The organism is Streptomyces sp. NPDC001617 (assembly GCF_053596855.1).
In genome coordinates this window covers 1-25,916 of record NZ_JBSFHA010000063.1, presented here as the reverse complement: position 1 = coordinate 25,916, position 25,916 = coordinate 1, and the positions used below count along the sequence as shown (strand labels likewise).

At 68.9% G+C, this 25,916-nt stretch carries 26 protein-coding genes and 4 pseudogenes; 13 read left to right on the top strand and 17 right to left on the bottom strand.

The window, feature by feature from the left end; genetic code table 11:
• Positions 1-854: 854 nt before the first annotated feature.
• From ACWC09_RS36120 to ACWC09_RS36110, 3 genes are all read right to left on the bottom strand, one after another.
• On the bottom strand, positions 855-1,292 hold the full coding sequence (locus tag ACWC09_RS36120; protein WP_450855246.1) for a DUF2267 domain-containing protein: 438 nt from the start codon (positions 1,290-1,292) through the stop codon (positions 855-857).
• Positions 1,293-1,348: 56 nt separating this feature from the next.
• Positions 1,349-1,744, bottom strand: coding sequence for a DUF2267 domain-containing protein (locus tag ACWC09_RS36115; protein ID WP_450855245.1), 396 nt, complete (start codon positions 1,742-1,744; stop codon positions 1,349-1,351).
• A gap of 98 nt (positions 1,745-1,842) precedes the next feature.
• The gene (locus ACWC09_RS36110) at positions 1,843-2,274 is read right to left on the bottom strand and encodes an Hsp20/alpha crystallin family protein (protein ID WP_450855243.1); all 432 of its coding nucleotides are present in this window, start codon (positions 2,272-2,274) and stop codon (positions 1,843-1,845) included.
• A gap of 128 nt (positions 2,275-2,402) precedes the next feature.
• On the opposite strand from ACWC09_RS36110, the gene ACWC09_RS36105 reads away from it, so the two are divergent.
• From ACWC09_RS36105 to ACWC09_RS36080, 6 genes and pseudogenes are all read left to right on the top strand, one after another.
• A complete protein-coding gene (locus ACWC09_RS36105; protein WP_450855241.1) occupies positions 2,403-3,035 on the top strand; it encodes a type III effector protein in 633 nt (210 codons plus the stop codon).
• 386 nt (positions 3,036-3,421) lie between these two features.
• Positions 3,422-3,670: a hypothetical protein gene (locus ACWC09_RS36100; protein WP_450855240.1), complete on the top strand. Its 249-nt coding sequence runs from the start codon at positions 3,422-3,424 to the stop codon at positions 3,668-3,670.
• A gap of 80 nt (positions 3,671-3,750) precedes the next feature.
• Positions 3,751-4,041: a hypothetical protein gene (locus tag ACWC09_RS36095; RefSeq protein ID WP_450855238.1), complete on the top strand. Its 291-nt coding sequence runs from the start codon at positions 3,751-3,753 to the stop codon at positions 4,039-4,041.
• Between the two features lie 350 nt (positions 4,042-4,391).
• Positions 4,392-4,879: pseudogene (locus tag ACWC09_RS36090) on the top strand (winged helix-turn-helix domain-containing protein); the annotation flags it as partial.
• 36 nt (positions 4,880-4,915) lie between these two features.
• Positions 4,916-5,158: a hypothetical protein gene (locus tag ACWC09_RS36085; protein WP_450855293.1), complete on the top strand. Its 243-nt coding sequence runs from the start codon at positions 4,916-4,918 to the stop codon at positions 5,156-5,158.
• 105 nt (positions 5,159-5,263) lie between these two features.
• Positions 5,264-6,160 carry an aminoglycoside phosphotransferase family protein gene (locus ACWC09_RS36080; RefSeq protein WP_450855236.1) on the top strand — a complete coding sequence of 299 codons (897 nt, stop codon included), beginning with the start codon at positions 5,264-5,266 and terminating at the stop codon, positions 6,158-6,160.
• Between the two features lie 1,514 nt (positions 6,161-7,674).
• On the opposite strand, the gene ACWC09_RS36075 is transcribed toward ACWC09_RS36080, so the two are convergent.
• From ACWC09_RS36075 to ACWC09_RS36050, 6 genes are all read right to left on the bottom strand, one after another.
• On the bottom strand, positions 7,675-8,508 hold the full coding sequence (locus ACWC09_RS36075) for an ABC transporter permease (RefSeq protein ID WP_450855234.1): 834 nt from the start codon (positions 8,506-8,508) through the stop codon (positions 7,675-7,677).
• The gene (locus ACWC09_RS36070) at positions 8,505-9,284 is read right to left on the bottom strand and encodes an ABC transporter permease (RefSeq protein WP_450855233.1); all 780 of its coding nucleotides are present in this window, start codon (positions 9,282-9,284) and stop codon (positions 8,505-8,507) included. The genes ACWC09_RS36075 and ACWC09_RS36070 overlap by 4 nt, the downstream gene beginning before the upstream one ends.
• Positions 9,281-10,162 (bottom strand): ABC transporter ATP-binding protein, encoded by an 882-nt coding sequence (locus ACWC09_RS36065; RefSeq protein WP_450855231.1) that lies wholly within the window; start codon positions 10,160-10,162, stop codon positions 9,281-9,283. Before ACWC09_RS36065 ends, ACWC09_RS36070 begins: the two co-directional genes overlap by 4 nt.
• A gap of 82 nt (positions 10,163-10,244) precedes the next feature.
• The gene (locus ACWC09_RS36060) at positions 10,245-11,348 is read right to left on the bottom strand and encodes an ABC transporter substrate-binding protein (RefSeq protein ID WP_450855230.1); all 1,104 of its coding nucleotides are present in this window, start codon (positions 11,346-11,348) and stop codon (positions 10,245-10,247) included.
• Positions 11,349-11,396: 48 nt separating this feature from the next.
• Positions 11,397-12,362 (bottom strand): PDR/VanB family oxidoreductase, encoded by a 966-nt coding sequence (locus ACWC09_RS36055; RefSeq protein ID WP_450855228.1) that lies wholly within the window; start codon positions 12,360-12,362, stop codon positions 11,397-11,399.
• 9 nt (positions 12,363-12,371) lie between these two features.
• Entirely contained in the window at positions 12,372-13,415 is a 1,044-nt protein-coding gene (locus ACWC09_RS36050) for a Rieske 2Fe-2S domain-containing protein (protein WP_450855226.1), read from the bottom strand.
• Between the two features lie 1,016 nt (positions 13,416-14,431).
• Here ACWC09_RS36050 and ACWC09_RS36045 point away from each other — a divergent pair.
• The 3 genes and pseudogenes from ACWC09_RS36045 to ACWC09_RS36035 all read left to right on the top strand — a co-directional run.
• Positions 14,432-15,307: a hypothetical protein gene (locus ACWC09_RS36045; protein ID WP_450855224.1), complete on the top strand. Its 876-nt coding sequence runs from the start codon at positions 14,432-14,434 to the stop codon at positions 15,305-15,307.
• A 173-nt stretch (positions 15,308-15,480) separates the two neighbouring features.
• Complete coding sequence (locus tag ACWC09_RS36040) at positions 15,481-15,657, top strand: hypothetical protein (protein ID WP_450855223.1); 177 nt, start codon at positions 15,481-15,483, stop codon at positions 15,655-15,657.
• Positions 15,651-15,870 (top strand): annotated as a pseudogene (locus ACWC09_RS36035) (ATP-binding protein); the annotation flags it as partial. The gene ACWC09_RS36040 and the pseudogene ACWC09_RS36035, both read left to right, overlap by 7 nt.
• 52 nt (positions 15,871-15,922) lie before the next feature.
• Here ACWC09_RS36035 and ACWC09_RS36030 read toward each other — a convergent pair.
• From ACWC09_RS36030 to ACWC09_RS36020, 3 genes and pseudogenes are all read right to left on the bottom strand, one after another.
• Positions 15,923-16,560, bottom strand: a pseudogene (locus tag ACWC09_RS36030) (HAD family hydrolase).
• Between the two features lie 784 nt (positions 16,561-17,344).
• Positions 17,345-17,623 (bottom strand): hypothetical protein, encoded by a 279-nt coding sequence (locus ACWC09_RS36025; protein ID WP_450855221.1) that lies wholly within the window; start codon positions 17,621-17,623, stop codon positions 17,345-17,347.
• A gap of 346 nt (positions 17,624-17,969) precedes the next feature.
• Complete coding sequence (locus ACWC09_RS36020) at positions 17,970-18,548, bottom strand: TetR/AcrR family transcriptional regulator (RefSeq protein ID WP_450855220.1); 579 nt, start codon at positions 18,546-18,548, stop codon at positions 17,970-17,972.
• Positions 18,549-18,635: 87 nt separating this feature from the next.
• Here ACWC09_RS36020 and ACWC09_RS36015 point away from each other — a divergent pair, with 87 nt between their 5' ends.
• Positions 18,636-19,517 carry an SDR family oxidoreductase gene (locus ACWC09_RS36015; protein WP_450855218.1) on the top strand — a complete coding sequence of 294 codons (882 nt, stop codon included), beginning with the start codon at positions 18,636-18,638 and terminating at the stop codon, positions 19,515-19,517.
• Positions 19,518-19,588: 71 nt separating this feature from the next.
• On the opposite strand, the gene ACWC09_RS36010 is transcribed toward ACWC09_RS36015, so the two are convergent.
• The 3 genes from ACWC09_RS36010 to ACWC09_RS36000 form a co-directional block, all read right to left on the bottom strand.
• Complete coding sequence (locus ACWC09_RS36010) at positions 19,589-20,800, bottom strand: ISL3 family transposase (protein ID WP_450855216.1); 1,212 nt, start codon at positions 20,798-20,800, stop codon at positions 19,589-19,591.
• A gap of 143 nt (positions 20,801-20,943) precedes the next feature.
• Entirely contained in the window at positions 20,944-21,195 is a 252-nt protein-coding gene (locus tag ACWC09_RS36005) for a hypothetical protein (RefSeq protein WP_450855214.1), read from the bottom strand.
• A gap of 648 nt (positions 21,196-21,843) precedes the next feature.
• Positions 21,844-22,029, bottom strand: coding sequence for a hypothetical protein (locus tag ACWC09_RS36000; RefSeq protein WP_450855213.1), 186 nt, complete (start codon positions 22,027-22,029; stop codon positions 21,844-21,846).
• A 336-nt stretch (positions 22,030-22,365) separates the two neighbouring features.
• Between ACWC09_RS36000 and ACWC09_RS35995 the strand changes: the two genes are divergently transcribed.
• Positions 22,366-22,653, top strand: coding sequence for a hypothetical protein (locus ACWC09_RS35995; RefSeq protein ID WP_450855211.1), 288 nt, complete (start codon positions 22,366-22,368; stop codon positions 22,651-22,653).
• Positions 22,654-22,908: 255 nt separating this feature from the next.
• Here ACWC09_RS35995 and ACWC09_RS35990 read toward each other — a convergent pair whose 3' ends face one another.
• Entirely contained in the window at positions 22,909-23,829 is a 921-nt protein-coding gene (locus tag ACWC09_RS35990) for a hypothetical protein (protein ID WP_450855210.1), read from the bottom strand.
• A 22-nt stretch (positions 23,830-23,851) separates the two neighbouring features.
• A complete protein-coding gene (locus tag ACWC09_RS35985) occupies positions 23,852-24,262 on the bottom strand; it encodes a peptidase inhibitor family I36 protein (RefSeq protein ID WP_450855209.1) in 411 nt (136 codons plus the stop codon).
• 288 nt (positions 24,263-24,550) lie between these two features.
• On the opposite strand from ACWC09_RS35985, the gene ACWC09_RS35980 reads away from it, so the two are divergent.
• Positions 24,551-24,964, top strand: coding sequence for a helix-turn-helix domain-containing protein (locus ACWC09_RS35980; RefSeq protein WP_450855208.1), 414 nt, complete (start codon positions 24,551-24,553; stop codon positions 24,962-24,964).
• A 313-nt stretch (positions 24,965-25,277) separates the two neighbouring features.
• Positions 25,278-25,916, top strand: a pseudogene (locus ACWC09_RS35975) (IS256 family transposase); the annotation flags it as partial.

The window sequence follows — 25,916 nt, the reverse complement described above, 5'->3', positions numbered from 1 at the left end:
CCTGCCGCCAGTGAGTGGTAGAGAGCACTACACGTACGGCCCGTCGACAGTGCGGGTGGGTTCCTTTTCCGCTGACCCGGATGCGTACGCTTCTGCTGGTTCGACTGCCACCTGGGTGATCAACCCGCTGGACGGTGTGCTGCTGCGGCCCCATATGGACTCGGCTCGGCTTCACGGGTGTTGCAGACTGGACGGACTCAACGGGCCGAATCTGTTGTGTGCCCGCTGCGGCAGTGAGGTCGGCATCGAGATCTCCGATTGCTGGACCGAGTACGACATCCGACTGTTGTGCTCAGCGGTGTGTGAGAGTCCTGACAGCCGACCGACGAGTCGCGACATCAGCTCGACTGCAGGACACGTTTCCGCAGGAGTTGGAGGCCTGCCCGACCGAACATCTGGCGCTTGAGCATCTTGATCCGGTTGGACATGATCTTCGACAGGCCGGGGTCGACCAAGCTCCGCCTCCCGGGCAGCTGGAGCTGGCCGTGGTGCATTGAGCGTCGACGCGCACGATCGCGAAATTCACGTCCACCGACAGCACCGCGATGTCCGCGATCGACGGGAACGACAGGTCCTTCAGCCGGCGCATCCTCTTCCACGGCCAGGCCCGTCAGCCCAATTGCCTTGCTCACGGCTCAGTTTCGGGACACTTCGCCAGCCGCCCCGGGATGCTCAGTCGTCACTCACGGCGGCCCGTCCGCGGCCGGTACGGGCCAGGCGAAGCGGCCGCGTGAAAGGTGCTGTCGTTTGTCGAAACTCAAACAAAGCCAGGCCAGGAAGGCGACGCCTCGGGGGCGCAGGGCGGGCAGCGATGCGCCGGTGGTCGCGCCCGCCCCGAGCACGTACGTTGCCGTCTACGCGGCGGGGGTGAGTTCGGCGCGGCCGAACAGCAGGGCGTAGCCGGTGGGGAGCTGGTGGAGGATGCGGGTGATCAGGTCGGGGCCGGCGTAGGCGGCGACGGCGGAGAAGACGGATCCGGTGTCCCAGCGGGTGGTGGCCAGGGAGGCGCCGGTGCGGGCGGCGAGGTCTTTGACGAAGGCCCAGCCGGTCAGCGGCTGGGTGTCGGGGATCTGCGCGGTCAGCATGCGTGCGGCTTCCAGGGGCAGACAGGCTGCCAAGTCGACGCGTTCGTCGCCGGTCACCTGGCGTCCCAGTCCGGCAAGGACTAGACGGACGGCTTCGTCGGCTCGCTCGCGGGTGGGGTAGGCGCCCTCGTAGCGGACCTTCTCCAGCATCTGCTCGTATGCCGTCCCGTACGGCTGCTGGGTCGGTGCGTGCCGGTCGGAGATCACGGGGGTGGTTGCCTTTCTTGCTGTGGCCGGTGTTCGGGTACTGGTGTGCGGGATGGTCAGGTGGGCTGGGGGCGGCCGAAGAGCAGGTCGTAGCCGGCGGGGAGCTGGAGCAGGATCTGGCCCAGCAGGTCCTCGTCGGCGGCGTCGGCGACGGTGGACAGCACGGCGCTGACGTCCCAGGCCGCGGTCTGCTCGGTGGCACCGTCGATCCACGCGGCGGTTGCGCGGACGAACCGCTCCGGGGGCAGCGGCTCGGTGCTCTGCAGCGGGTTGAGCAGGATCAGGGCGAACTCCTCCGGCAGGCGCGCCGCCAGCTGGGCGCGTACGTCGCCGACCAGGTGCGCGCCGAGGAGGGCGAGCACCACGCGGGCCGCGCGCTCGGCTTCCTGCAGGGTGTCGTACTCGCCGCGTTCCTTTACATGGCCGAGGAACGCTTCGCGTCGCAGAGTCATCACGGCGGCCCCCTTCTTCTTCGGACTGCCCACGGGGGTGCGGAGAGCGGGGTGAGGGGGAGACCGAGTGCCCGCCCTCCGCACCCGTCCGGCCGGTGTCAGCCGGAGATCTCCTTGCGGCCGGATCCGACGCCGATGGAGATCTTGCGGGGCTTGGCGCGCTCGGCGATCGGGATGCGCAGGGTGAGCACGCCCGCGTCGTAGTCGGCCCGGATGTGCTCGGTGTCGAGGGTGTCGGCGAGCACGATCTGGCGGGAGAAGACGCCCAGCGGCCGCTCGGACAGCTCCATCTGCACGTCGGCGGTCTTCGTCACCGGCCGCCGCTCAGCCTTGACGGTGAGCATGTTCCGCTCGACGTCGATGTCGATCGCGTCCGCGGTAACACCGGGAAGGGCGAAGGCCACCACGTACGCGTCGCCCTCGCGGTAGGCGTCCATCGGCATCGCCGACGGCCGCGACCAGGTACCCGGGCCCATCACCTGCTGTGCCAGCCGGTCCAGCTCACGGAAGGGGTCAGTGCGCATCAACATCGGAAAACACCTCCAGGAAGGTTCAGGCAGTTGCTGCCAATGCGCCTCACTGACACCGTTGTAACATGTCATCCAATGGATGACAAACATGATGTCGTCGACATGATGACAACCTGGGGGAGGTGCCCGTGACCGCAGCCGACCAATCGCCCACGACCAGCACGAACGCCCACAGCCCGGCGTCGTTCCTCGCCGCCGCGGTAGCCCTGCACGCCATAGAGGACGCCCTACGCGACGCCCAGGAAGAGTCCCTGGACATCCCTGATGCGCCCGGTCCTGAACCGGAGCAGGCGCTGGCCTCCTTGATGCTGCTGCGGCAGGTGCGCGAGCAACTCGCCGGATGGGAAACCGGCCTGATCGAAGCCGCCCGCGACGCGGGAGCCAGCTGGGCCGACCTTGCCCTCCCCCTCGGCGTCGCCAGCCGCCAGGCCGCCGAACGCCGCTACCTGCGCGGCCGCCCCGGCCCCGCCGGAACCACCGGCGAACAACGCGTCCAGGCCACCCGCGAACGCCGCGCCGCCGAACGCACCACCGCCACCTGGGCCCGCCGCAACGCAGCCGACCTGCGCCGCATCGCCGGCCAGATCGCCGCCCTCACCGACCTGCCCACCACGGCCCACCTCCCGTTCAGCCAGCTCCACGCGGCCCTCGCCCACGACGACCCCGCCGAGCTCATCCGCCCTCTCAACGCCACTCGCCCCCACCTGACCACCACCCACCCTGACCTCGCAGTACAGCTCGACACCCTCATGCACTCCTGAACCCACCTGTTCCGGTTCCCTGTCCCGTTCCCGTTCCCGTTCCCGTTCCCGCTCGGGCCCCGGGCCGCGGGGGTATGCCCAGGTCCACACCGCCTGTGGCGGCCCGGTGGGCCTGGGCGCGCTTGCTGCGCAGGAGCCTCTTCTCGTTGCCCCTGGGGGAGCGCACGTGTCCACCCGGGCGGCGTACGGCCGTCACGCTGAAATTCATCAAGAGCTCGGTCGCCGGCCGGCGCTGCGACCGCTGCCGGGCCAGGGCGTCGACCAGCCGCTCCCGCGGCAGGCACAGACCACACGGATCCAGGAACAAAAACAGCGGCACGCCCACAGCGCGCCGCACCACGGTCGACGAGCTCCTCACCGTCCTCGAGGAAGCCTCCGAACGCGGCATGGCAGATGGCGGTCCGAAGCTCAACGCGCTGCCGGTCATCCGGGCACTGCTCGCGTACCAGGCCAGCGCGGGCGAAGTACTCGGGGGCACCTTTGCCCGGGACCAGGTCGAATTCTTCGCCTTGATCCTCGAACTCGCCGACTTCGCCGCCACCCGCATCACCATCCGCGCGGCGCGCTACGGGACGCCGGTCACCGAAACGCTGGCCGAGCTGGAGGAGATGCTCAAGGAGTCCGTCCACGCCTGAGCCCGGCCCGGCTCCCAGCCGGCTCGTCAGCCGACGCGCCGGCCGTTGGTGCCGAGCCCTGCCCTGCTGCACACGACGGCATGAAGACATCGACCGTCTATGAGGCCAACGGCCGGGGTTGCACGATGAGTTGGGAGGAAGGGCAGGGGCTCGCGCGTGGTGACAGGCGGCAGATCCAGACGGCGGTCCTGGGCAGTGCGGACTCGGAGGAGTCGTTGATGCTGCCGTTGGAGGCGATCGAGCTGGACGCCCGCCGCCGTCATGAGCGCGACACGTTCTGGTGCGGGCTGCCGCCCGGAGGCTGCGGCCTTCAGCTGATCACCAAGCTGTACACCGACCGGGTCTGTTCCCAGTCAAGTTCTGCGTGCTGAGCTGCTGTTGGCCTGCGCCGCTGGCCCTGTCGGTGACGGGAAGTCGTGGTCCTGACGGCGGCCCACAGACTTACTCCTGCGCCGACAACGCGTCCCATCAGCCGGACCCGCCCAGCCATAAGGGGCTGTGATGGAGCGGCGCCGGAGCGCCGACGATCTCACCTGTGGCCTGGATGTCCGTGAGCCTCTGCTCGAGGCCGTCGCCGAGCGCATCCGCACGCGGATGGTCGGTCGGGCATCACGCCGTTGTCTGAGCGTCCTTCGTGTCGGACAGCGTGCCGAGTGAGGCCGGGGACTAAGGATCTCTTCGGGTTGTTGTCGGGTGCTGATGCCTGCGGCAGGCCGGTGGTATGCGGTACGCGCAGGGCGTCGGCTTGACCGGGGAGCGACGACAGTTTCGTGAGCGGATCCGGTACGAGGCGGGCGAGCGGTTCGCCCGCGGTGAGCCGCGGTGATCGCGAGGGATCTGCGGGTGAGTGAGCGGTCGGTGGAACGCTGGCGTGCCTGGCGTGCCTGCCGGGAGGGCGGGAGAGACGCCCTCGCCACTGCCGGGCCGCCGAAGCTGCCCAAGCTGTCCGAGGATCAGTTCGCCGAGTTGGAGAAGGAGTTGGTTCTCGGCCCCGCTGAGCACGACTGGGAGGACCGGCGGTGGACTCTGGTACGGATCAGAGTCCTGATATCGCCTGGAAGTTTCGCATCGACTGCTCGATGGCGGCGGTAGGGCGGCTGCTGCCCGCCGAGCTGGTCCTGGCAGTCTCCCGCCCGCCGGGCATGGAGCGCGATGAGTTCTGAACTACCGGCCGCGGCCTGGTCAGCGGCTGGAGAGGGCTCTTTCGTCTCACGCGTGCCGAGGGTGATGTGGCGGAAGTTCGGCATGCCGAGGCTGACCGCGCGTCTTGATATCGAGCTGCGCGAGCTTGTCCTGGGCGCCTGTGAGGCTGACCTGCAGGTCCGCGATCTCGCCGAGCCGGCGTTCGTGCTCGGCTCGGCGATGTGGGCGATGAGGCTGTCGCGGATGTCGACGAGCCGTGTCCGCTGGTTTGGATCGGGTCGAAGGAGTGAGCACCTGACGCAGGCTTCTCTGAACTTTGGGGCTGTTCCCTCCCAAAGCCTCTGATCTGCAGCTCTCTGAAACTGAATCGGTGATGCCAGAGGAATAACAGCGAGACGTTTCCCGAGAGCGAGAGCCGCTCCACCTTCCGCCTCAGTACTGTGACTTCGCATGACCGACACCGAGATCGAGATCACCGCAGACCTGGTCCGCGACCTGCTGCAGGAGCAACATCCAGACCTTGCGGGGCTGGCCATCCGCGAGGTGGCGGGCGGCTGGGGCAACCAAATGTGGCGCCTCGGGGACGAGTTGGCCGTGCGCATGCAGCGCAGGGACCCCACCCCGGAGCTCCAGCTCAAGGAGCGGCGGTGGCTGCCCGTGCTGGCCCCGCGCCTGCCGCTCCCGGTGCCGACCCCGGTGCGGTTCGGTGAACCGTCCGGGCGCTTCCCCAAGCACTGGACCGTGATGACGTGGGTTCCCGGCGAGCCACTGGACCACGGCTCGATCAGCCGCGGCGCCCACGCGGCCGACACGCTGGCGGGCTTCCTCCGGGCGCTCCATGTGGAGGCGCCCGCCGAGGCGCCGATCGCTACGGACCGCGGTGCGCATCCCAGGGACTGTACGGACGGCTTCGACCATTTCTTCCGCGCCGTTGCCCTCGACGACCTCGCCGACGATGTCCGGGCCGTCTGGGACGACGCCGTCGCAGCGCCCGAGTGGGAGGGGCCACCGCTTTGGGTGCATGGCGACCTCCATCCCGCGAACGTCGTGGTCTCGGACGGAACACTCTCGGGCATCGTCGACTTTGGTGACATGTTCGCCGGCGATCCGGCCTTGGACCTCGCCGCCGCATGGGTACTGCTACCCGATGGCACGGCCTCACGTTTCTTCGACACGTACGCGCACGCAGACGAGGCGGCGATCCGGCGTGCCCGCGGGCTGGCCGCCATGAAAAGCCTGTTCCTCATGCTGATGGGGCAGAACGGAGATCGAGGTCTTCCCGGCGGCAAGCCGCACTGGGGACCTGTAGGCCGGGCGTCACTTGATCGTGTTCTGAAGGGCGTTTGATGCACGCTTCTTTGACCTTTTTCTCGATCTTGGTTGAGGGCGGTGCGGCAGTCCACCTTCGTGGGTTCATCGGTCACCACCCGTGGCGAGGATGCCCAGGCACGGCCGCATGCTGCCCGTGGCCCCGATCGAGCCGGCGGAGCTTGTCCTCGGCGCAGGCCAGGCTGACCTGGAGACCTTTCGACCTCGCCGAGCGGGCCTTCCGCCTCGGCTTCGGGCGTTCGGGCGATCAAGTTGTCGCGGATCTCGGCAAGCCGCGCCCGTTGGGCCGGAGTAGGTCGCAGGAGCGTACATCTGACGCAGGCGTGCTCATGAATGCAGGCGGTGCCGTAGGCGCGGGCGCAGGTGCCGACGGAGAGCTTGCGGCGTTCGAAGTGGCCGAGGAAGTCCTCCCATTCGGCCTCGGTGGGGTGCGGTGCTCCTCGGCGGGGCGCAGAGTGCGGTGGCGGGTGATGAAGGCGCGGTGGGCTTTGATGGTCTTGGTGGGGTAGACGGCTCATGGCGCAGTCGGGCATGGGAACCCTCGGACTACTGCGGTCACGATCTTTCTCTCTGGCTGACTTCTCTGCACTTCACCCGGAAAAGTTGTGCGAGCCGGTGTGAAGGCCGGTGCTGGGCGAAAAGAAGGTGCACTGGGCAAGGGGGTGTCGGCAGGATGCCCGGCGTGACTGAGTTGCCGGGCAACACCGTCCCGCCCCCTGCCGTCCTCGATGCCTTTGACGTGAAGGGGCAGCGCCACGCCCAGCAGGAGGAATGAAGGCGACGGACTCCCTCTGTACCCAGGGAGTTCTGCGACGGGCGCGCGATGGAGTGGGAGGGGCCACGGCTCCGCGTGCGTTGTAGATGACGGCGTCCGTGCGTTCGCCGTAGGCCCGGAAGACCGCGACCGCCTCGTCGCGGAGCATCGCTGACGACGTGGATCCCGCACTGCTCGAATTGCTTGGCCCAGTCTTCGTGCATGGGGCCTTCGTCGAAGCCGGTGAGCTGCTCCGCGTCAGGACCTTCTCCGGCGATGACCAGGCGCCGGATTCCGGATCACATCGCGGCGCCATCACACATGGCGCGGGGGCGCCAGTTGACGACCGGTTCCAGGTCCGGGGCTCCTGGGGTGCCGAGTTCCCAGGCGCCGAGGCGGGTTTGGGCGAGGGAAAGTGGCACGATTTCGGCGTGGGTGGAGGAGAAGGGCGGAGGACAGGACGAGGTTGACTCCGGCTGAGACGAGCCGTCCGGGCGCCGTCTCCACGACCAGGGCGGCGAACGGCCCGCCGGTGTCCTCGCGGTGGTGGCGTTCGGCCAGACGGTTCGTGAGGCGGACACGGTCCTCGTCGGTGGGCAGGTGCTCGGGTACGTCGGCCAGTTGGGACAGTACCCATGCGGGGAGTCGGGCGCCGGACGTGGTGGCGAGGGCGGAGGCATCCGATGAGCAGGTCTCCGGTTGTCAGCAGGACGGGGTCACAGGCTGAAGAGGAGGGCTGGCCCGCAGGAAGGGGAGCAGGCTGCCCGGCCGGTCGGGGTTATCTGCCCGGGCGGATGTTGGGCGCGAAGCGGGCGAGGGCGACGGTCTCGATGGCCGCGATGATGTTGTACGCAAGTGCGGATACGGCGGTGAGGACTGCGACCGACGCCCACAGGTGGTCGTAGTCGAACGTGGAGGAGTCCTTGAGCATGGCGTAGCCGAGGCCCTGTCCGGTGGAGAGCCATTCGGCGAGCATCGCGCCGATCAGGGCTCCGGGGACGCCGACCCGGGCGCTGGCGAAGAACGCGGGGACCGCGCTGGGCAGCATGACCTTGCGGGCGACGGTCCAGCTCCCGGCGCCGTACGCGCGGCACAGGTCGGCCGCCTGGCGGGAGGCGGAGCGCAGGCCGAAGGTCATGGTGACCAGAGCGGGGAAGAAGACGATCAGGCCGCTGATGACAGTGGTGGCCATCAGGCCGCGGCCGAAGATGAGGGTGATGAGCGGGGTCATCGCCACCAGGGGCACTGAGCGTACGACGACCGCCATCGGCAGCAGGGCCTGTTCGACGCTCCGCAGGAGGACGAAGACGACCGCCACGCCCACCGCCGCCGCCAGCCCGGCGACGAAGCCGAACCCGGCGTCGAGCAGCGTGCGGCCCAGGCCGGAGGAGACCAGGGAGCGGTGGGCGCCCGCGTCCGCGCCGGTGAACAGGTAGTGGAAGATGTCGACCGGTGATTTGGCCACCAGCGGGTCCAGGTCGTAGACCTGCAGGAAGACGATCCACAGGACGATGACGGCCGCCATCGTCACGACCACGTTCAGCAGCGGGCGCAGCACGCCTGCCGCGAAGCGCAGGGCGGGGGCGGTTTGCGTCGGTGTCGCGGTGCTCATGCGCCTCCGCCTTCCACTGTTGTCGTGCGCGACCACGGCAGGGCGTAGCGGGCGATGAGCCCGACCGTGCCGTATGCGATGCCTGCCACCGCGCCGGAGACCAGGGCGATGCCCCAGGTGCGGGGCACGTCGAGCTGCTGTTGGGCGATGGTCATGGCGATGCCGAGGCCGCTGTCGACGCGGCCGAGGTACTCACCGATGATCGCGCCGAGCAGCGCCGCCGGCCCGGCGATCTTGAGGGCGGCCAGCGTGCTGGGCAGTGCGGCGATCAGGCGGACCCGCAGCATCTGCTGCCAGCGGCCGCCGCCGTAGGCGCGTACCAGGTCCAGCGAGGCGGGGTCGGCCGAGCGCAGTCCCAGCAGCGCGCCGATGAGGGTGGTGAAGAAGACCGACAGCCCGGCCATCGCCGACATCGGCTTGTCCCCGTCCAGGACGAGGGACAGGATCGGGCCGATCGCCACGATCGGCAGGCAGTAGGAGGCCACCGCGATCTGCGTGATCACCCGCTCCAGCACGGGCACGATCAGCACCAGCACCGCCAGGGCCAGCGCCAGCGCGTTGCCGATCAGATACCCGGTCAGGGCCTCGCCCACGGTCTGCGTGACATGCGGGCTGTAGAAGGTCCAGCCGTCGTCGAACACGCTCGCCACCACCGCCCAGGGGGTGGGTACGCCGTCCCCGGGGCCGAAGACCGTGGTGGACAGCAGCGACCACACCCCGATCAGAGCCGCAATGCCGACGGCCCCGCCGGTCCAGGCGGAACGTCCCGTACTCATGACGCCTCCGCCGCGGGCTCGGCGGCGCCGGCGGGGGCGTCCGTGCGGCCGAACAGGAGTTCCGACAACTGGTCGGCGTACGCGTGGAACTCGGCCGAGCGCATCATCTCCGGGGTACGCGGCCGGGGCAGGTCGATGGTGACGACCTCTACGATCCGGCCGGGCCGAGGGGACATGACGGCGACGGTGTCGCTGAGCAGGACGGCTTCGTTGATGGAGTGGGTGACCAGCAGGGTGGTCACAGCGCGGGCCTGCCAGATGCGCTGGAGTTCGAGGTTGAGCCGCTGGCGGGTCATGTCGTCCAGCGCGCCGAACGGCTCGTCCAGCAGGAGAACCTTGGGGTCGACGACCAGCGAGCGGGCGATCGCGACGCGTTGCCGCATGCCGCCGGAGAGCTGGGCGGGGCGGGCGTTCTCGAAGCCTTCGAGGCCGACCAGCGTGATGAGGTCGGAGATCGCCGCCGGGTCGGCCTTGATGCCGCTGATCTCCAGCGGCAACCGTATGTTGGCGGCGACCGAGCGCCACGGCAGCAACGCTGCGTCCTGGAAGGCTATGCCCAGGTGGTGCCGTTTGCGGGCCGCCTCCGGGTCCTCGCCGTGCACGAGCGCCGTACCGGAGGTGGGGCTGTCGAGCCCGGCGAGGATCCGCAGAACGGTCGACTTGCCGCAGCCCGATGGCCCGAGCAGCGCGAGGAACTGGCCCTCGGTCGTGTCCAGGTCGACGCCGGCCAGTGCGGGAACGCGGCGCCGGCCGAGCTTGAACTCCTTGCTCAGCCCGCGCAGAGACAGCCCGGTGCCGGTCCCGGACGGTGCGGAGTGGTCGGACGCGTCGTCGGATGCGTCTTCGGATGCTTCGGGAACAGCGGCTGCGGAACTCATCAGTTGGCGACCTCGATGTGCGGTGCGGGTACGGGAAGCCGGTACCGGCGGGCCGACGGACCGCACCGGTACCGGCGGAGCCTCAGATGAGGCTGGGGTTCTCCTTGTAGATCTCTTCGATGATCGAGAGGTCGAAGAGCTTGGCGGCGGTGATGTCGAGGCCGCCGTACTTCAGCGTCTTGAGGTTCTCCTCGATCAGCTTCGGCGTGATCGTGAACAGGCCGTTCTTCGTGGTGTCGGCGCTCACGATCAGCTTGTTCTCGTCCGCGGACTCGAGGGTCTGCTCCTTGGTCGTCAGCCCGAGCCCCTTGCCGTACGTCTCGGCCGCGAGCCTCGCGCCGAGCGCCGGGTCGGCGATGCTCGCCTTCCAGCCCTTGATCTCCGCGCGCAGGAACGCCTTGAGCAGGTCACGCTTTTTGTCGATGGTGTCCTGGCGGACGATGTACGTCTCCGAGACCAGCGGGTAGCCGGTGTCGGCGAGCAGCATTGTCGCGACCTTGAAGCCCTTCAGGCGCAGCGTGTTCGGCTCGTTGGTCACGAAGGAGAACCAGCCGTCCACGGTGCCCTGGGTCAGGGGCAGCGGGTCGAACTGCACCGGCACCTTCGTGATCTTCGACTCGTCCAGCCCCGTGGCCTTGATGTACGCCGCCCACACGGACTCGTTGCCCGCCTGGACCCCGATCTTCTTGCCGTACATGTCCTCCGGCTTGGCGATCGGATCCTTGGCCATCGACATGATGCAGAACGGGTTCTTCTGGTACTGCGCTCCGATGATCTTCAGCGGCGCGCCCTTGGCGACGGCGGCGCCGGTGATGTCGGGGGCACTGATCGCGACGAGCGCCTTCTTGGTGACGACGTCCGTCTCCATCGGCGTCGCGGACGGACCACCGCCGATCAGCGTGACCTTCGAGAAGCCCTCGTCCGTGTAGTAGCCCTTGCTGTCCGCGATGTAACTGCCCGCGAACTCGACGTTCTTGATCCAGGACAGCCGCAGCGTCAGCTCACCGAAACTCTTGGCACCGGAAGACGCGGAGGAGGCTGCGGATGACGAGTCGGAGTCACCGCATGCGGCGAGCAGCGGACCGCCGAGCATCACGGCACCGCCCAGCTGTAGTCCCCGCTTGAGGAAAAGCCGGCGGCCGGTGGCCGCGAACGCTCTGTCGTCACTGCTCATGCTGTGGGTCATCGGGGTGGTTCCTTTTCGCGTGGTGCCGAGCGGCGGGGCTCGGTCGGATCAGAGATCGAGGAGGAGTTCGGGGGTGCGGGCGCGGGAGCAGCAGATGGTGATCCGGTCGTTGGCGGCGCGCTCGTCCGGGGTCTGGACCTCGTCGTGGTGGTCGGGTTCGCCGGCCAGAACGGGGGTCAGGCAGGCGCCGCAGATGCCCTGCTCGCAGGACAGTTCGACCTCGACGCCGTTGGCGGTGAGGACGTCGGCGATGGTGCGGTCGGCAGGAACGGGGTAGCCGATGCCGGTGCTGGCGATCCGTACGGTGAATTCGGCAGCGACTTCGTCTCCGCCAGGCACGGGGGCTGCCGGGGCGAAGCGTTCGGTGTGGATCTGGCCGGGCTGCCAGCCGGCGGCGGTCGCCCCGGCCATGACATGGGCCATGAAGCCGTCGGGCCCGCAGACATACACGGCCGTGTGCGGGTCCGGGGTCAGCAGTTCGGCGGGCAGCCCGGTGCGGACGCTGTCCCCCTGGTCGCTGTGGTGGACCACGGTCCGCTCGGCGAAGGCGGAGCTCTGGAGCCTTTCCAGCAGCGGGGACTCCGCCGCGCTGGAGGTGTAGTGGTGCAGGACGAACGCCTCCCCTCGCGTGGTCAGGGATTCGGCCATCGACAGCAGGGGCGTGATGCCGATGCCGCCCGCGACCAGCACGTGGCGCCGGGCCACCACGAGCGGGAAGCGGTTACGCGGGGGCGAGATCCGCAGTCGCCGGCCGACGGCGAGCTCGCGGTGCAGGGTGCGGGAGCCGCCCCGGCCGTCATCGTCGCGCCGCACGCAGATCAGGTACCGGCCGCTGTCCCGAGGGGAGTTGCACAGCGAGTACGGACGGATGAGGGAGGGCCCGAGGTGGACGTCGATGTGAGCGCCTGCCTCGAAGGACGGCAGGGCTTCCCCCGTCGCTGCCCGGAGTTCGTAACTGTGGCTGGTGGCGGAGGCGAGGGAGATCGCGTGGACGATGACGTCGAGGCTCTTCACCGCGGGCCCCTACGCGGTGAAGAAGTGGCTCAGGCCCAGGTCGCGCAGTCCGCGGCGGTAGGCGATGGAACTGCGGTCGGCCGGGATGTGCACTTCGAGCTTGGGGTCCAGGGGGAGGTTCTCGGGTTTCTGGACCTCGACGATGGCCCGGTCCTCTTCGAAGACCGTGCGGTTGAAGTCGTATACGCCCTGCACGGGTTGGTCGGTGTCGAAGTTGCGGGCGATCGGGGCGAACATGCGCGTCTGACGGGTCGACACCGGCGAGGCGGCGTTCATGATGTTCAGCAGCCCTCCGCCGGGGAAGTGCACCACCAGCGTCGCGGTGAACGGCAGGTGGACGTCGAAGTGGCGCAACCACCGGAAGCCAGGAGGGGCCTGCTTGTCGCTGCCGTGCGGGTAGTTGGAGGCGGTGCTCCAGTAGTCCACGGAGAACCCGTGCTCGTGGCGGACCGGGGTGTAGTCGGGCACCACGGTGTCGCCGGGGTCTCCAAAGGAATTCAGATGCACGAAGCCGAAGTGGGCGACGTCCAGGAAGCCTTCGACCTGGCGGCCGGCGAACGCGGCGATGTCGATGCTGGGGCAGTTGATCTGCTGGAATCCCTCGTCGTCCCAGTGGGCCATGGCCGGGATCACCGGGACGACGTCCGGGGCCGGCCGCAGGCAGGTCCACACCAGTCCGTACCGCTCGACGACGGGGTAGGTCCGCAGGTTCAGCCGGGACGGGATCTTCGACTCCGGATGGGCCGGCACCTGCACACACCGCCCGCCGTCACCGAAACGCAGCCCGTGGTACGCACAGGTGATGCCGGTGCCGTCGCCCGCGCCGAGACTGAGCGGTACACCCCGGTGCGGGCAGATGTCGTGGGCCACGACCACGCTGCCGCCCACCCGATAGGCGACCAGGGTCTCGTCCAGCAGGCGTACGGCGGTGGGGGCATCGCCGATCTCGCTCGACAGGGCGACCGGATACCAGTGCTGGGCGAGGATCGCCCAGTCGTCGGGGTCGAATGTGCAGTCCCTGGGCAGAGCAGGCCGGGGCAGGGCAGTCGTCATGCGAAGGTCCTTCTAGGGGTACGCCGCCGGACGACCCGGCATGCGCGCGCGGAGGCACGGACCAGGACACCGACACGGGAAAACGCGTGGGAGAGACAACCGGCAAAGGGCCGATCTCAGGAAAGCGACGCCGCGGAGCTGCAAGCCGGGCGGGGGGATCGGCCGCGGGTCGTCGGCACGCGGTCAGGCATGCGAGCCCTCGGAGGCCGGATGTACGCCGTGAGCCACGCGCCCACGCGTCCAGGCCGACTGATGCACACGGCACCGGAGGTCCGTGAAACGCTCGCTGACGAGGCGCATCGTGCTCCCCTCCGCATTCAGTGCCGACTACGAATCGCCGGACGACCAAGGCGAGAGTGGCTCACGCAGATTGCCCATCCATTCCTTGATTGTTACTTATGGATTTCATGCCCGGATCTGGCCCAGGGCGCAGAATCGAGCCCGCCCGCAGGACTGCGGCAGGGACGGGAACCATGCGGCGCCGTGACATGGATTGTCCTCCTACGGGCGGCCTTGAGAGCCGCGTGTGACCGCTGCCCAGCTGGTCAGGCAGGGTGGTTGACTGGTTCCTCAATCCCGCGAGGTGTCTGGTCCCTTGGGGCTCGGTGCAACTCCTCTTCACAGACCGCCGAAAGGTCTGGAAGGCAGGGGACGTGGCCGACGTTCGCCCTACAGACCTCAGCAAGCCGTTTGAGCGGCGACGACCTCGACGGGCACGCCGATTCTTCTGGACGAGGCGATGCGCCCGGTAGAGCCGCTGTCGAGCCGGTTCCCGGGGATCGGCCGACAGGGCCTCGACGCGAAGACGATGCGGGCCCCCGTGCTGCTGCCTCCACGGCTCGCCGAACTCCCGCGGCACCTCGCCGAACAGCCCAGCTGCGGCCGCAGCTCTCGCGAGTCCACACGAGCTGAAGTGCGGGCGCGGAGGAACCGGGTTGCGAGGCGGTCGGGGCTGCGGTGGAATCGGGCGGGCTGTGGAGCGGTGGCCTGCGGCCGGGGCGGGGAGGGATCGGTTTGTGGACGGGACGACAGCGCTGGACAGCTTGCTGCAGCAGGCGCACTTGGTCCAGGTGAGCTCGGTGGGCGGGGTTGGCGTGGACGGAGAGATCCGGGTGGACCTCTCCGATCCGGCGAGGTTGGCGCGGCTCAGGACGGCCATGGCCGTGGAATCGCTGCCTGGGTTCCACTGCATGTGTCTCGGCGATGTCCGCTTCGAGTTGTTCGACCGGTCCGGTGGGAGGCTTGCAGTCGTCGTCCTTCACCACGGGGCGACGCTGAGGTGGGGCCAATGGGAGAGCGACGCTGTCCTCGCCGATGGCCGCCTGCTCCTGGCGTGGCTGGACGGGCACGGCATGCCCGGCCCCATGCAGCAGTTCGAGGCCGACCGGCTACGGGCGGAGGAAGGGGCCGAACAGGAGCGCAACTGGCTGGCCGCGATGCCCGCCGGACTGGAGGGGATCGCCGACCGAATCCTCGACCTCTCCCGTGTCGGCGGCAGTCCCTCCTCCGAATTGCTCGTGGAACTCACGGACCGACTGCAGCTGACGTTCCCCGACCCGCTGGAGCGGGTGCTGGCCCTGCTCGACTGGTACGGATCCGGCAGCGGGCGCTGCTCCGGCTACCCCGTCCACGAGGGCGTGCCTGGCGAACTGCTCGGCAGGGTGCCGATCGCCGGCCTGCTCGCCGCCCTGGCCGACCCGCGGGCCGAGGATCGGCACGATGCCGGGGCCGTGCGGCACCTGGTGGGCTGGAAGACCCGCCCGCGCCAGAAGCGGGATGTCGCCGAACTGCCCGAAGCGCTGCGCGCCCGTCTGCTGGCGCACGCGCGCCGCTCTGGGGACTCCGACAAGCAGGGTCGCGCGGAACGGTGGTTGGCACCCATGCGGGCCTGAGACCCGCCGGAGCGTTCGGTGGTCGGCGGTGGCGGAGCGGCCCACTGCGGGGAGGGGACGTGGGCGGCGGTGCGGCCGGGGCTCGGTGACTCACCGACTACTACGACCCTGTCCATGACGCCTGGTGGGCCGCAACGGTCAAGGCACACGGCGACACTGAGGGCACCCGGGCCTTGATCGAGGTGCTCCTGATGGCCCGGCACATCCCGCACGAGCACGTGGTCGCCGGCCTGGCGACAGCGTTGCGGGCCGGGGCCCTGACCGCGGACGCGGTCGCCCTGGAAGCCTGCAGAGCCGCTCAGACCGAGGACAAGACCATCGCCCGCTACAGCCGCGTCGATCTTTGCTGATCCAGGTCCTGACCGAGCGTGAGGAGAAGAACAGCGTCGCGATGGCCTCCAACGAGTCGTGTGGCGGCTGGACGAAGACGATCACCGATCCTCGTCTCTGCGCGGCCATCGTCGACCGCCTCACCTCCAACGACACCATTCATCGACACCGGCACCGGTTCCTACCGCCTCGCCAGCACCCGAGCCTGTGCCGAACATGCGGAAGCGGGCTGACCAACCGCTCCACCGCCTGGCCGGCAACCGCTGAAGGCCGGCCAGGCCGACATCATCCGAGCGGGACAGGCCCTACAAGCCGGGGACCAGCCTCCAAGTGGGCGGCGATGCGCGCAATCGTCCGGGCGTTGTCCTCGAACAGATGCGCCTGCATGCCCGCTGCCTGAGCAGCCTCGATGTTCACTGTGAAATCGTCGATGAACAGACAGCTGTCCGGCCGCACCTCCAGGCTGGCGCATACGACCTCGAAAGCACGCGGGTCCGGCTTCTCGACGCCGATCTCGTGCGAGTACACGATTTGCTCGACCAGTTCGTCGAAGTGATACAACGCCGTCTCCCGCTCCCGGGCGCGACGAAGCTGTTGCTCAGAATGCCGAGGCTGCAGCTACCTCGCAGCCCACGCACAAAAGCGATGAGCTCCTCGTTAGGCGTTCCCAAGTACTCCGCCCAGAGATCAGCCATGAAGGCTTCAACCTGGGGCGCGTCGAGGCCCAAGCGTGCTGCCACCTGCTCGTGGACCTCTCGTTCACTGATACTCCCGACGCTCCCGGCTTGCCACACGTCGCGCATCCGCTCATGCACAGTACCGAGCGGCAACTCCAGCCGCTCTTCCCACCGCTGCACCCACCCCGTTTCCGGCGTGATCTCCAGCACGCCACCGATATCGAGGATGACGCCGGTCGCCGTCACTTGAACTCCCCCTCTTCGTCCTGCGCGGCTGGCGAGCGCACGACGCTCACTCGTGTGATCTACGGAGACACTGTCGCCCTTCCCTCTGGGGCAAGGTCAAGCGATCTCGAAAGCTTGTGGCAGCCCTGTTGTGGCGGCGGCCATGCCGAGCTCCCCGTGTGCGGCCATTTAGCGCCCCACTGGTGGCCTCGAGATTGGCTCTGTCCGCAGTTCCGTGATCCGACTTGATCGTCAAGACCTGGACGGCGGCACCGGCCAGGGGTGTCCATCTGGTGAGCTGTTTGCTGGCCGTCCGGCCATCACGTAGTCGCGATACTCATCCTGGAACCACACCTGCGTGGACCCACCTTCTGCGTACTGCTCCGGTGATGTCTTCAGCGGCTGCGAGGGCGACGGGCGGGTCGTCGCGAGTCGCGACAAGGCGGCCGAACTCCTCTTCCTCGTCGTCGGGGTCAGGGGAGGGAACTCAACCAGGTCAGCGAAGCTGTCGTGACCGACATCTTCCAGGGTGTGCAGGAAGATGTCGTAGTGGGTCTTGGCCGGCCTGATCTCGACGTAGTGGATGCCGGGATGCTCGGGTGAGCCGGGAGGACCAAGGAACTGCTCGACAGGCCGACCCCGTCTCAGGTTCCCAGGGCGAAGGACTCTGCCAGATAGCGCACGTGAGGAGCGTAGAGGGCCAGCAGGAACCGTCGGCATGACGTCTCATAGTTGAGTGGGGATGCGGGTGCGGAGGATGTCGAACGAGGCCCGCCCATACATCGCTTGCGCGTTTTCACCCGGTTCACGTGGCCTTCGACCACCCCCGATTTCCACAGGAGGGTGAGCCCGGCTGTGACAGTGTCGAGGTCCTGGCGGAGAAGCCGGCGATGCCCTTCGTGGGCTTCGGGGCGTCCTGCTCGGCCTGCCGGATCCGCTCCAGCAACCGGTATTCGCGCTGGTGACGAACCAGATCGGCGAACGCCCGAGCGAGATCGCAGGCCCGGGTGATGTCTGGGCAGGCGAGCCGGATTTGAAGCAGCCGCTCGTTCTGGCTGTCGGTGAGCCTCGCACGGGGCCGCATGCTCCACGAGGTCGTCTTACGGGAACAGCTCTTCCGGTCGCAGAAGTAACGGCGCACCCGCAGCCGGACCCTGACCCGGGGAGAGCCCGACGGCCGCTCATCCAGCGTGCGTTGGTTCGGTACTGTGTACGCGCCTCGCCTGCTTCTGGCAGTCCGGGCACTGGCCCGGACGAGCCGTCGACACCGCCTCCACCACCAGGACGCCGGAGGCATCGCTCACTTGCCCCACCCACACATCGATCCCGGGAAACGGCACATCCTTGACCGTCTTGCTCGCCACGGCAGGAAACACCCTGCCGAAACGATCCCGCGTTCCAGTTCCGTGAACTGCGGGTGAGGTTGCCAGTCAGCCCAGCGAGGCGCTCGCTGCACGCAATTCGTTCAGGGCCGCCAGGGTGTACCCGGCGAGGTCGTCCTTGCTGTCACGGTCGCCCTCGGACCATTGGGCGTATCCCCGTTTGAAGGCGAGGACGCCCAGCTCGCCCGCCAGAGCCGCGGTTGGATCGGGTATGCCGCGGGCGACCAGAGCGTTCGTCATCGCGGCCGCGAGGCTGACGCTCTTGAGGGCGTCACGCTCTTGGAGTTCGGCGCTGGCGGCGACGGCCGCCTTCAGGCGAGGCGCGAGCTCGCGGCTCATGGGGCCCATCGCGCTCGACGCGCGCTCCAGACCGGCGGCGACCGCCTCAAGCGGGCTGGCGTCAGCGGGCGCGTCGGCGATCCCCTCGGTCAGCAGTCGGCTCAGCGTCTCCTGTCCGGCCACCAGCAGCTCGCGCTTGTCGGGGAAGTGCCGGAAGAAGGTGCTCTTGGTGACCCCTGCGCGCTCGGCGATCTGCGCGACCGTCGTGGCGTCGTACCCCTGCTCGGTGAACAGGTCGACGGCAGCCACGACGAGGCGTTCGCGTGCGCCTGGTTCCCATCTACCCATGGTCACCATCCTAAGCGATGGGACTCTTGTCCCATCACTGGAGTAGAGTGATGGGACAAGAGTCCCATCACTCGTGGGGAGTTTTCCATGCGCGTTTTCGTCACCGGCGGCACCGGTCTGATCGGTTCCGCTGTCGTCGCCGAACTGCTCGACAACGGCCACACCGTCCTCGCTCTCGCTCGCTCCGACGCATCCGCGCAGGCCGTGGAGGCGGCCGGTGCCGAGCCCCTCCGGGGAGCCCTCGCCGACCTGGACACCCTTCGCGCCGGCGCCGCCCGGGCCGAAGGGGTCATCCACCTCGCGTTCGACCACGACTTCAGCAGCCCCGACACCCTCGCGAAGTCGGTCGCGGAGGAGGGTGCCGCCCTCGCGGCCCTCGGCGAGGAACTCGTCGGCAGCGACCGCCCCTTCGTCACCTGCTCGGGTACGCCCTACGTACCCGGCCGCGCCTCCACTGAGGCCGACCCGCTGATGACCGAGGGGCCGGTCGGCGGTCGCAGTCGTGCGGTGACGTCGGTCCTGGGCCTGTCCTCGCGCGGGGTCCGCAGCAGCGCCGTACGCCTGCCGCGCACGGTTCACAACCAGGGCTCCGGCGGATTCGCCGGCCTGTTGACCGACATCGCACGCCGAACCGGGGTGTCCGGTTACCCGGGTGACGGCGCACAGCGCTGGCCGGCCGTGCACGCGCTCGACGCGGCAGTCCTCTTCCGGCTCGCCCTGGAACAGGCGGAAGCGGGTACCTCCTGGCATGCCGTGGCCGACGAGGGGGACAAGGTTCGCGATATCGCCACGGTCATCGGCCGACGGCTGGGCCTGCCGGTCGAGTCGGTATCGGCGGAGACCTTCGGCCCCCTCGGCCAGATCTTCGCGAGCGACCAGCCCTCGTCCAGCGCGTACACCCGGCGGGCGCTCGGCTGGGAGCCCAAGCACCCCAGCCTTCTGGAGGACTTGGAGAACATCCAGCCCTGACCGGCGACTGGGACGTCCGGGCAGGCCCTCTGCCGAAACGATCCCCCGTTCCCGCCCCTGATCCGTGAATCTCATGGCTGGGTGAGGATGCGGGTCCGGGGGAGTTCGAACGAAGCTCGGCCGTACATCGCCCTCTTGAGCGTTGTCACCAGGTTCACGTGACCTTCAACGACGCCGGAACGCCACGGGAGGGTGAGGTCGGCGGTGACAGCGTCGAGGTCTTGGCGGAGGAAGCCGGCGAAGCCTTTCATGGCCTTCGGGGCGTCCTGCTCGGGCTGCCGGATCCACTGCAGCAGTAGGTATCCGCGCTGGTGGCGGACCAGGTCGGCGAACGCCCGAGCGAGGTCGCAGGCCCGGGTGATGTCCGGGCAGGTGAGCCGGACTTGGAGGAGTCGCTCGTCCTGGCTTTCGGTGAGCGTTCCTCCGGGCTGAATGATCCACGAGGCGCTCTTGCGGGGGCTGGGTATGTCGGCCCGGACCGGTTCGGCGGTGCCCGCGCGGAGAGCGGCGACGTGTTCGCGGACGACCTGGCGGCCGCCGCGGTAACCGCGAGCCTGGATCTCCAGGAACAACCGGGTGCCGCTGACCTGGCCTTGGGCTTCGGTGAAGCGGGCGTTGAGGTATGACTTGAACGGCCCCAGGACGCCGTTGGGGCGTTGCTCGCGGGCGGAAGCCAGCAGCTCGTCGAGATCGGTGTCGCGGAAGCGGCGCGCGGTCTTGCGGTGAGGTTCAGACGGCGGGCGATGGCGCTGATCGTCCAGCGTTTCTCCAGCAGGCGGTGGATGTCCTCGTAGCGGTGGCGGGTGCGTCCGATGATCTGGGTGCGGGGCAGTTCCGGGCGGTAACAGCATCGGAGGCAGCTCCGGCACCTCGGTCACCGGCTCCTCCTCGGCACGTTTGCGCAGGCAGTCGCGGTGCTGATGACACGTCTTCCCCATCGCAGCGGACAGGTTCTGCAACAGGTGCCAGCGATCAGCCACTTCCAGGGCATGAGGAGCGGCTCCCTTGACCGCCTTGATGTAGGCACTGGCCCGGTCGCGGCAGATGATCTCGGCTCCGGGATGCTCGGTGAGCCAGGCCGCGAAGGTCGCGGAGGTGCGGTCGGGCAGTACGTCCACGACCCGGCCGGCCTCGACATCGACCAGCACGGTGCCGTAGGTGCAGCCCTTGTGGAGGCGAACTCGTCCACCCCCAGCACCCGCGGCGCACGGTCCGACACCGTCGGCGCCGTCAGAAGCCTGAGCAGCCGGGTCCGGCCCGCGGCCAGCCGCAGACAGCGGCACAACCGCGCGGCCGGACGGCCGCCGAGTTCGATCGCGATCGACCGCAGCCAGCCTGTCAGCCCGGTGCTGGAGCGGCGGTGCCGCTCGGACAGTCCCGGCACCTGCTCGACGAATGTGAGCGGTTGTTGGAGGTGGGGAACAGTTCAACAGCCGGTGATCGGGTGGGTGGCCGGGGGAGTGGTGGCCTGGAGGTCCCAGTCGGAGGGGTCGAAGGCCGAACCGCCCAGCAGTTGCACGGTGCCCTGGACGTTCCTGGCCACGGTCTTGTGCCAGTACCAGGGCCCGGTGGGGGCGGAGTTCGCGGTGTCGAAGATCCAGCCCGACTTTCGCAGGGCTGACTTCAGATGCGCGACGACCTGCGCGTCCGTGCCTCCGCCGGTGAACTCCAGGTTCACCGTCGGCTCGTCCCAGCCGTAAGTGGACTCAATCCCATCACAGGAGTCCCACGTCGGCTTGGTCGCGTACCTCGAAGAGATATGCGCCCCCGCCGGAGCGACGGCAAGCACCGGCTTGATTGCCGCAAGCAACCGTCCGCCCGGATCAGGATCCCCGACGGGCTGCGGCGTGCTGCTCCCGCACCCGGCCAGAACCACGACTGCCGCAACCACGACTACGGAAGCCGCCACCCCGCGTCTCCACCCGTGTGCCGCCATCCTCGGACCGTTGATCATGGCCTTCAGGACGCCCACCCACCTTATTCGGTTCCCCACAGGCTGCCCGCGCACAGGGGGTGGCGGGGTCCTGCTGTGCGGGGCACGGCGGCTTGGATGCCGTAGGAGTGTCCAGCCCAGCTTCAAGGCCGTCACGAAACTGCGGCCAGAGCCGATTTCAAGAATCGCCATCAAAGCCGCCCGCGCCATCGTGCTCAAGTCGCGTCGCCACCGCACGACTTGGACCGCCTGGCGGGTACCGGGGTAGTCGAGGTGGCTGAACGCGGCGACCTTGAGCCGGCGGATCTCGTCGTGGTGGTGGGCGTGGTCGCGCGTGCGGTGGCCCGCTGACGCACCGCTGATGATGGGGGAGAAGGCCTACCTCGTAGATCCCTAGTCCCGCCTCCTGCGCACCCGTCGCACCGGAACCGGAGAACCGACGTCGTCGATCAGGAGCTGGTCCTCGAAAACCTGACCGGCGAGCAGGTCCTGGACTGGCGCACCGGCGCGGCGAAGCACCACGAGATCGTGTTCGCGCACATCGACCGGTACGGCGAGGTGTCGGCGGGGGCTGTTCACCAGCGTGTTCGTCGACCAGGTGACCCGCCTGTCGGGCCTGGGGCACCTGGCTCGCGGCTACACCACCCGGGTGCGGTCATGAGCGGCGGCGGGGTGTCGCGCGTCGACCTGGCCCGGGTCGCGCTGCGGGCCGCGCTGGAGCCGGCGAGGAAGAATAGCGGCAGCGGTGTGGCCATACGGCGAAGGCGGAGCAGCACGGTCTGTCCCACTGCTGCCTGCCACTTCATCGGCCACAGGCGCGCGGGCCGCATCAACGAGGCGTAGTCTTCCGCGGACTCTCCGTACGCTCAGGATCAACTCGATTGTGGGATGATCTTAGGGGGTACGATATCGGTTATGTCCAGTAGATACAGTGGCAATCAAGCCGCGGTCGTCATAACCATCCTCGCCGATGTCGCGGCAGCCATCCTGGGTTTGTGGATCTTGTTGTATATGTTGGGCGCGAACCGGGCAAATGAGCTCGTCAAGTTCGTCCACAGTTCTGCCGATTGGCTCGCCGGGTGGTCCCGCGACCTGTTCATACTGCAAACGGACTGGCTGCGCATCCTGATCAACTACGGCCTGGCCGCCGTGGTGTACCTCGCCTTGGCGTATTCGGTGGCCAAGCGCATCAACCGCTCGTGACCCGCTGGCCGACGTCGCGGCCGTCGGACGTCGGGTCGGCCCCGCCGGCGCAGGACTGAGGCCCGTCCGTGCCTGACGCCGGGTTCCGGTTGACTGCCGCGCGCCTGATGTGCAGCCGGGACTTCCCCCGTTCCGGCTCGTCCCGGCGACTGAGGAAGAGCGTCGGCCGGAGGTCGCCGAACCCCTCGTGCGGCCCGCTCTCCATCGAGCCGTCATCCTCGCGGCCGAGCGCGACGCGGTTCTCCCCTGGTCCCCTTATCCCCGGCTCCGGGACTCGGCCCGGATCAGCTCTCGCGCCTTGGACAGTGCGGCCAGCCGCCGGGACCGGAACTCTCGTATCCAGCCGGTGAGTTCGGGGCCCGTATCCGCGAACCGGTCCTGTTCCAGGTCTACCGCGGTGGCGAGCAGCCGATGATCCCATCCGCACTCGGCGTCGGCCGTGGCCACGCGGATCTCCGCCGCCCGGCCGCCCTTGTGCGCGGCGGTCTCCCCACCCTGCCTGGCCTCCTGCGGGGTGGCGAAGGAGAAGCCGCGGTTCGCCATGCAGGTACGCCAGCCGCCCAGCGCCGACCGGTAGGCCTTGGAGTCACGTACGTCCTGGGCGATGTGTCCCTCCAGGTTGGCTGTGACGTGCTGGCTGATCAGATAGCCGCGCAGGTCGTCGCCGTACAGGCGTTTGCGTGCCTCGGCGACGCATCCCTCCGTGGCGATCACCAGGCCCTGCCCATCAGGGAGTTCGACTTGTGGGCGGCTGGCCGCAGTGCCGTACAGGGCGGTCTCGTAGGCCCGCTGGGCGTCGGGCGAGAGCGTGTGCTGGTAGGCCTCGTTCGGGTCGGCGGACGTGGAGTCGGCCCGCCGTTGTCCGGCGGGGGTCTCGCTGTAACCGTATCCGTGGGCGCGGGCGGCGGCGATGTCGGCGGTGCCGTAGCGCTGCTCCGCCGCGGGCCGCGAGGAGGCGGCGAGCGGTTCGGCGACGAACCGCAGACCGGAGCGGGCCATGCACGCGTGCACGATCAGGTCCTCGGCGTACAGCAGCCGGGCGTCCTCTGCGGGGGTCAGCGCCCTGGGCAACGGCCCTGTGCTGGTGGGCCCGTTGGGCGCGGACCTGGGGCCGAGGGCGGCCGGCGTGGAGCAGCCGGCCGCCGTCGCGATCACCACGGCGAGGCATGCCCCCACGAGTGATCGGTGAGAACGCATCTCAGCAGGCCGCGGCGTCGCTGGGGCTCCACGGCCAGTCGTTGCTGCTGCCGGCGTTGTACGCGACGCGGTCCCGCCCGTCGGGGTCACCGGTTCCGCGGGCGTCTGCGCTCCAGTTGGCGCTGCCAAAGTTGGGGTCCACCCAGATGCGGGACCACCGTCCGCTGGTGCCGTTGTTGAACCACGAGGCGCTGATGTTGTCGCGGCCGAAGGCCGACCAGTAGCGGTTGCAGTCCTGCAGGTAAGAGTGGCTGCCGGTGTAGTTCAGTCCGCTGTACACGCACAGCGCCCCGGACGGACAGCCCGAGGGGGCCGCGGCGAGTGCGGAGGCGGGTGGGGACGCGGCGAGCATGGATCCGCCCGCCAGCACGAGTGCTCCGGCGATGGTGCCGAGGGTCTTGGTGTAGCGCATCGATTCTCCCTCTCGACGGTCTTGTGAGGCTGCCGGTGACAGATGGACTCCGGCGGCCCGCGCAGACGGTTTCAATGGGGTGCGACGGCTGGCAACGGACCGGCCCTCGGTGGGATGGTGGGACGCGGGCAGGCGGCTCAGCGCGGCACTTGGCCTCCTGCTGGGACGGGAGTGGGACACGGCCTGGACACCGTTCGCGCGTCGGACTGGTGCTCACAAGCCGCTTCGTTCGAAGGTCGGTTCACCTCCATGAGCCGGCTCCATCGACCTGCTGACGGGGGAGCAATCATGGAACGATCGGATACGGCTGAGCGATTAGCGGCGCATCTGCGGATGCTGAAGAGCCGTGCGGGGGTGAGCTACGCGACCCTGGCGCAGCGGACCGGGACCAGCCGCTCCGCCCTCCACCGCTACTGCTCGGGAGACAAGGTACCCATCGGCTTCGGCCCTGTGCACGCGTTCGGCACGGCCTGCGGCGCGACCCACGGGGAACTGCGGGAGGCACACCGGCTGTGGGCGCTCGCGGATGCCGGGCGCAGTGCGACCGCGCCCGCCACGGAACCCGTCGAGGCCACGCCGGCGACCGACGCGCCCATGCTGTGGCGATGGGTCCTGCGGGTAGCGGCGGCGGCGGTCGCACTCACCGCCGCCTTCGCGGTCCTTCGCGGCCGACAGCCCCGGATGCCGTTGCACCTGAGGTGAAGCAGGAGTGGGCCGCCCCGTCCTGAGGGTTGGTTACTGCCCTGTTGGTATGTCGCATCCGGGACATTCTGCTGTGGAGATCACGCTGTCCGAGCCCGAGCGTGCCGAGTTGGTGCACCGGACGGAGTTGCCGCACCGGCGCTCTGCCGAGAAGGCCTGCAACTTCCTGGCGTGCGCTGACGGTATGTCAAACGCGGCGCGGGTTGCGTCCAGGGAAGTGCTGTACGGGTTTGATCTGATACGGGGGTTTGTCCCGGCATCGGGATGGTGCCCGCATAGACGAACGGCCACCGGCTGATCTTCGAGGTGCCGAAGCTCGAAGGAGATCAGCACGATGACCGCACCCGACAAGCAACTGGACTCGCAGGTCGCCGCGTTCCGCAACCGCCCCCTGGACACCGGCCCCTACGCGTTCGTCTGGGTCGACGCGCTCACCCAGAAGGTCCGAGAGGGCGGCCGGATCATCAACGTCCACGCGCTGATCGCGGTCGGCGTCAACACCGATGGCCACCGCGAGATCCTGGGCCTGGACGTGGCCACCGCCGAGGACGGCGCCGACTGGCTGGCCTTCCTGCGCTCACTGATCGCCTGCGGCCTGTCCGGCGTCCAACTCGTCATCTCCGACGCACACATGGGCCTCGTCAACGCGATCGGCGCCACCCTGCCCGGCGCGAGCTGGCAGCGATGTCGTACTCACTACGCCCGCGCGTTGCTGAGCCAGGTCTCCAAATCGGCCCAGCCGTGGGTGGCCACCCTGCTGCGGACCCTCTTCGAACAGCCCGACACCGACGCGGTCCAGGCCCTGATGCGGCACGTCCTCGGCGCCCTGGACGCCAGGTTTCCCAAAGCAGCGGCCGACTTGGATGCCGCCCAGGGGGACGTCCTGGCGTTCACCGCATTCCCGCGCGAGATCTGGCGGCAGATCTGGTCGAACAACCCGCAAGAACGGCTT

Excerpts from the sequence above, each read along its gene's own strand:
- ACWC09_RS36060 (WP_450855230.1), bottom strand. The coding sequence starts at position 11,348 with ATGACCCACAGCATGAGCAGTGACGACAGAGCGTTCGCGGCCACCGGC.
- ACWC09_RS36100 (WP_450855240.1), top strand. The coding sequence starts at position 3,422 with ATGGCAGATGGCGGTCCGAAGCTCAACGCGCTGCCGGTCATCCGGGCA.
- ACWC09_RS36050 (WP_450855226.1), bottom strand. The coding sequence starts at position 13,415 with ATGACGACTGCCCTGCCCCGGCCTGCTCTGCCCAGGGACTGCACATTC.
- ACWC09_RS36095 (WP_450855238.1), top strand. The coding sequence starts at position 3,751 with ATGAAGACATCGACCGTCTATGAGGCCAACGGCCGGGGTTGCACGATG.
- ACWC09_RS36025 (WP_450855221.1), bottom strand. The coding sequence starts at position 17,623 with ATGCGGCCCCGTGCGAGGCTCACCGACAGCCAGAACGAGCGGCTGCTT.
- ACWC09_RS36085 (WP_450855293.1), top strand. The coding sequence starts at position 4,916 with ATGCCGAGGCTGACCGCGCGTCTTGATATCGAGCTGCGCGAGCTTGTC.
- ACWC09_RS36075 (WP_450855234.1), bottom strand. The coding sequence starts at position 8,508 with ATGAGCACCGCGACACCGACGCAAACCGCCCCCGCCCTGCGCTTCGCG.
- ACWC09_RS36115 (WP_450855245.1), bottom strand. The coding sequence starts at position 1,744 with ATGACTCTGCGACGCGAAGCGTTCCTCGGCCATGTAAAGGAACGCGGC.
- ACWC09_RS36020 (WP_450855220.1), bottom strand. The coding sequence starts at position 18,548 with ATGGGTAGATGGGAACCAGGCGCACGCGAACGCCTCGTCGTGGCTGCC.
- ACWC09_RS35995 (WP_450855211.1), top strand. The coding sequence starts at position 22,366 with ATGTCCAGTAGATACAGTGGCAATCAAGCCGCGGTCGTCATAACCATC.
- ACWC09_RS36110 (WP_450855243.1), bottom strand. The coding sequence starts at position 2,274 with ATGTTGATGCGCACTGACCCCTTCCGTGAGCTGGACCGGCTGGCACAG.
- ACWC09_RS36065 (WP_450855231.1), bottom strand. The coding sequence starts at position 10,162 with ATGAGTTCCGCAGCCGCTGTTCCCGAAGCATCCGAAGACGCATCCGAC.
- ACWC09_RS35980 (WP_450855208.1), top strand. The coding sequence starts at position 24,551 with ATGGAACGATCGGATACGGCTGAGCGATTAGCGGCGCATCTGCGGATG.
- ACWC09_RS36070 (WP_450855233.1), bottom strand. The coding sequence starts at position 9,284 with ATGAGTACGGGACGTTCCGCCTGGACCGGCGGGGCCGTCGGCATTGCG.
- ACWC09_RS36015 (WP_450855218.1), top strand. The coding sequence starts at position 18,636 with ATGCGCGTTTTCGTCACCGGCGGCACCGGTCTGATCGGTTCCGCTGTC.
- ACWC09_RS36080 (WP_450855236.1), top strand. The coding sequence starts at position 5,264 with ATGACCGACACCGAGATCGAGATCACCGCAGACCTGGTCCGCGACCTG.
- ACWC09_RS35985 (WP_450855209.1), bottom strand. The coding sequence starts at position 24,262 with ATGCGCTACACCAAGACCCTCGGCACCATCGCCGGAGCACTCGTGCTG.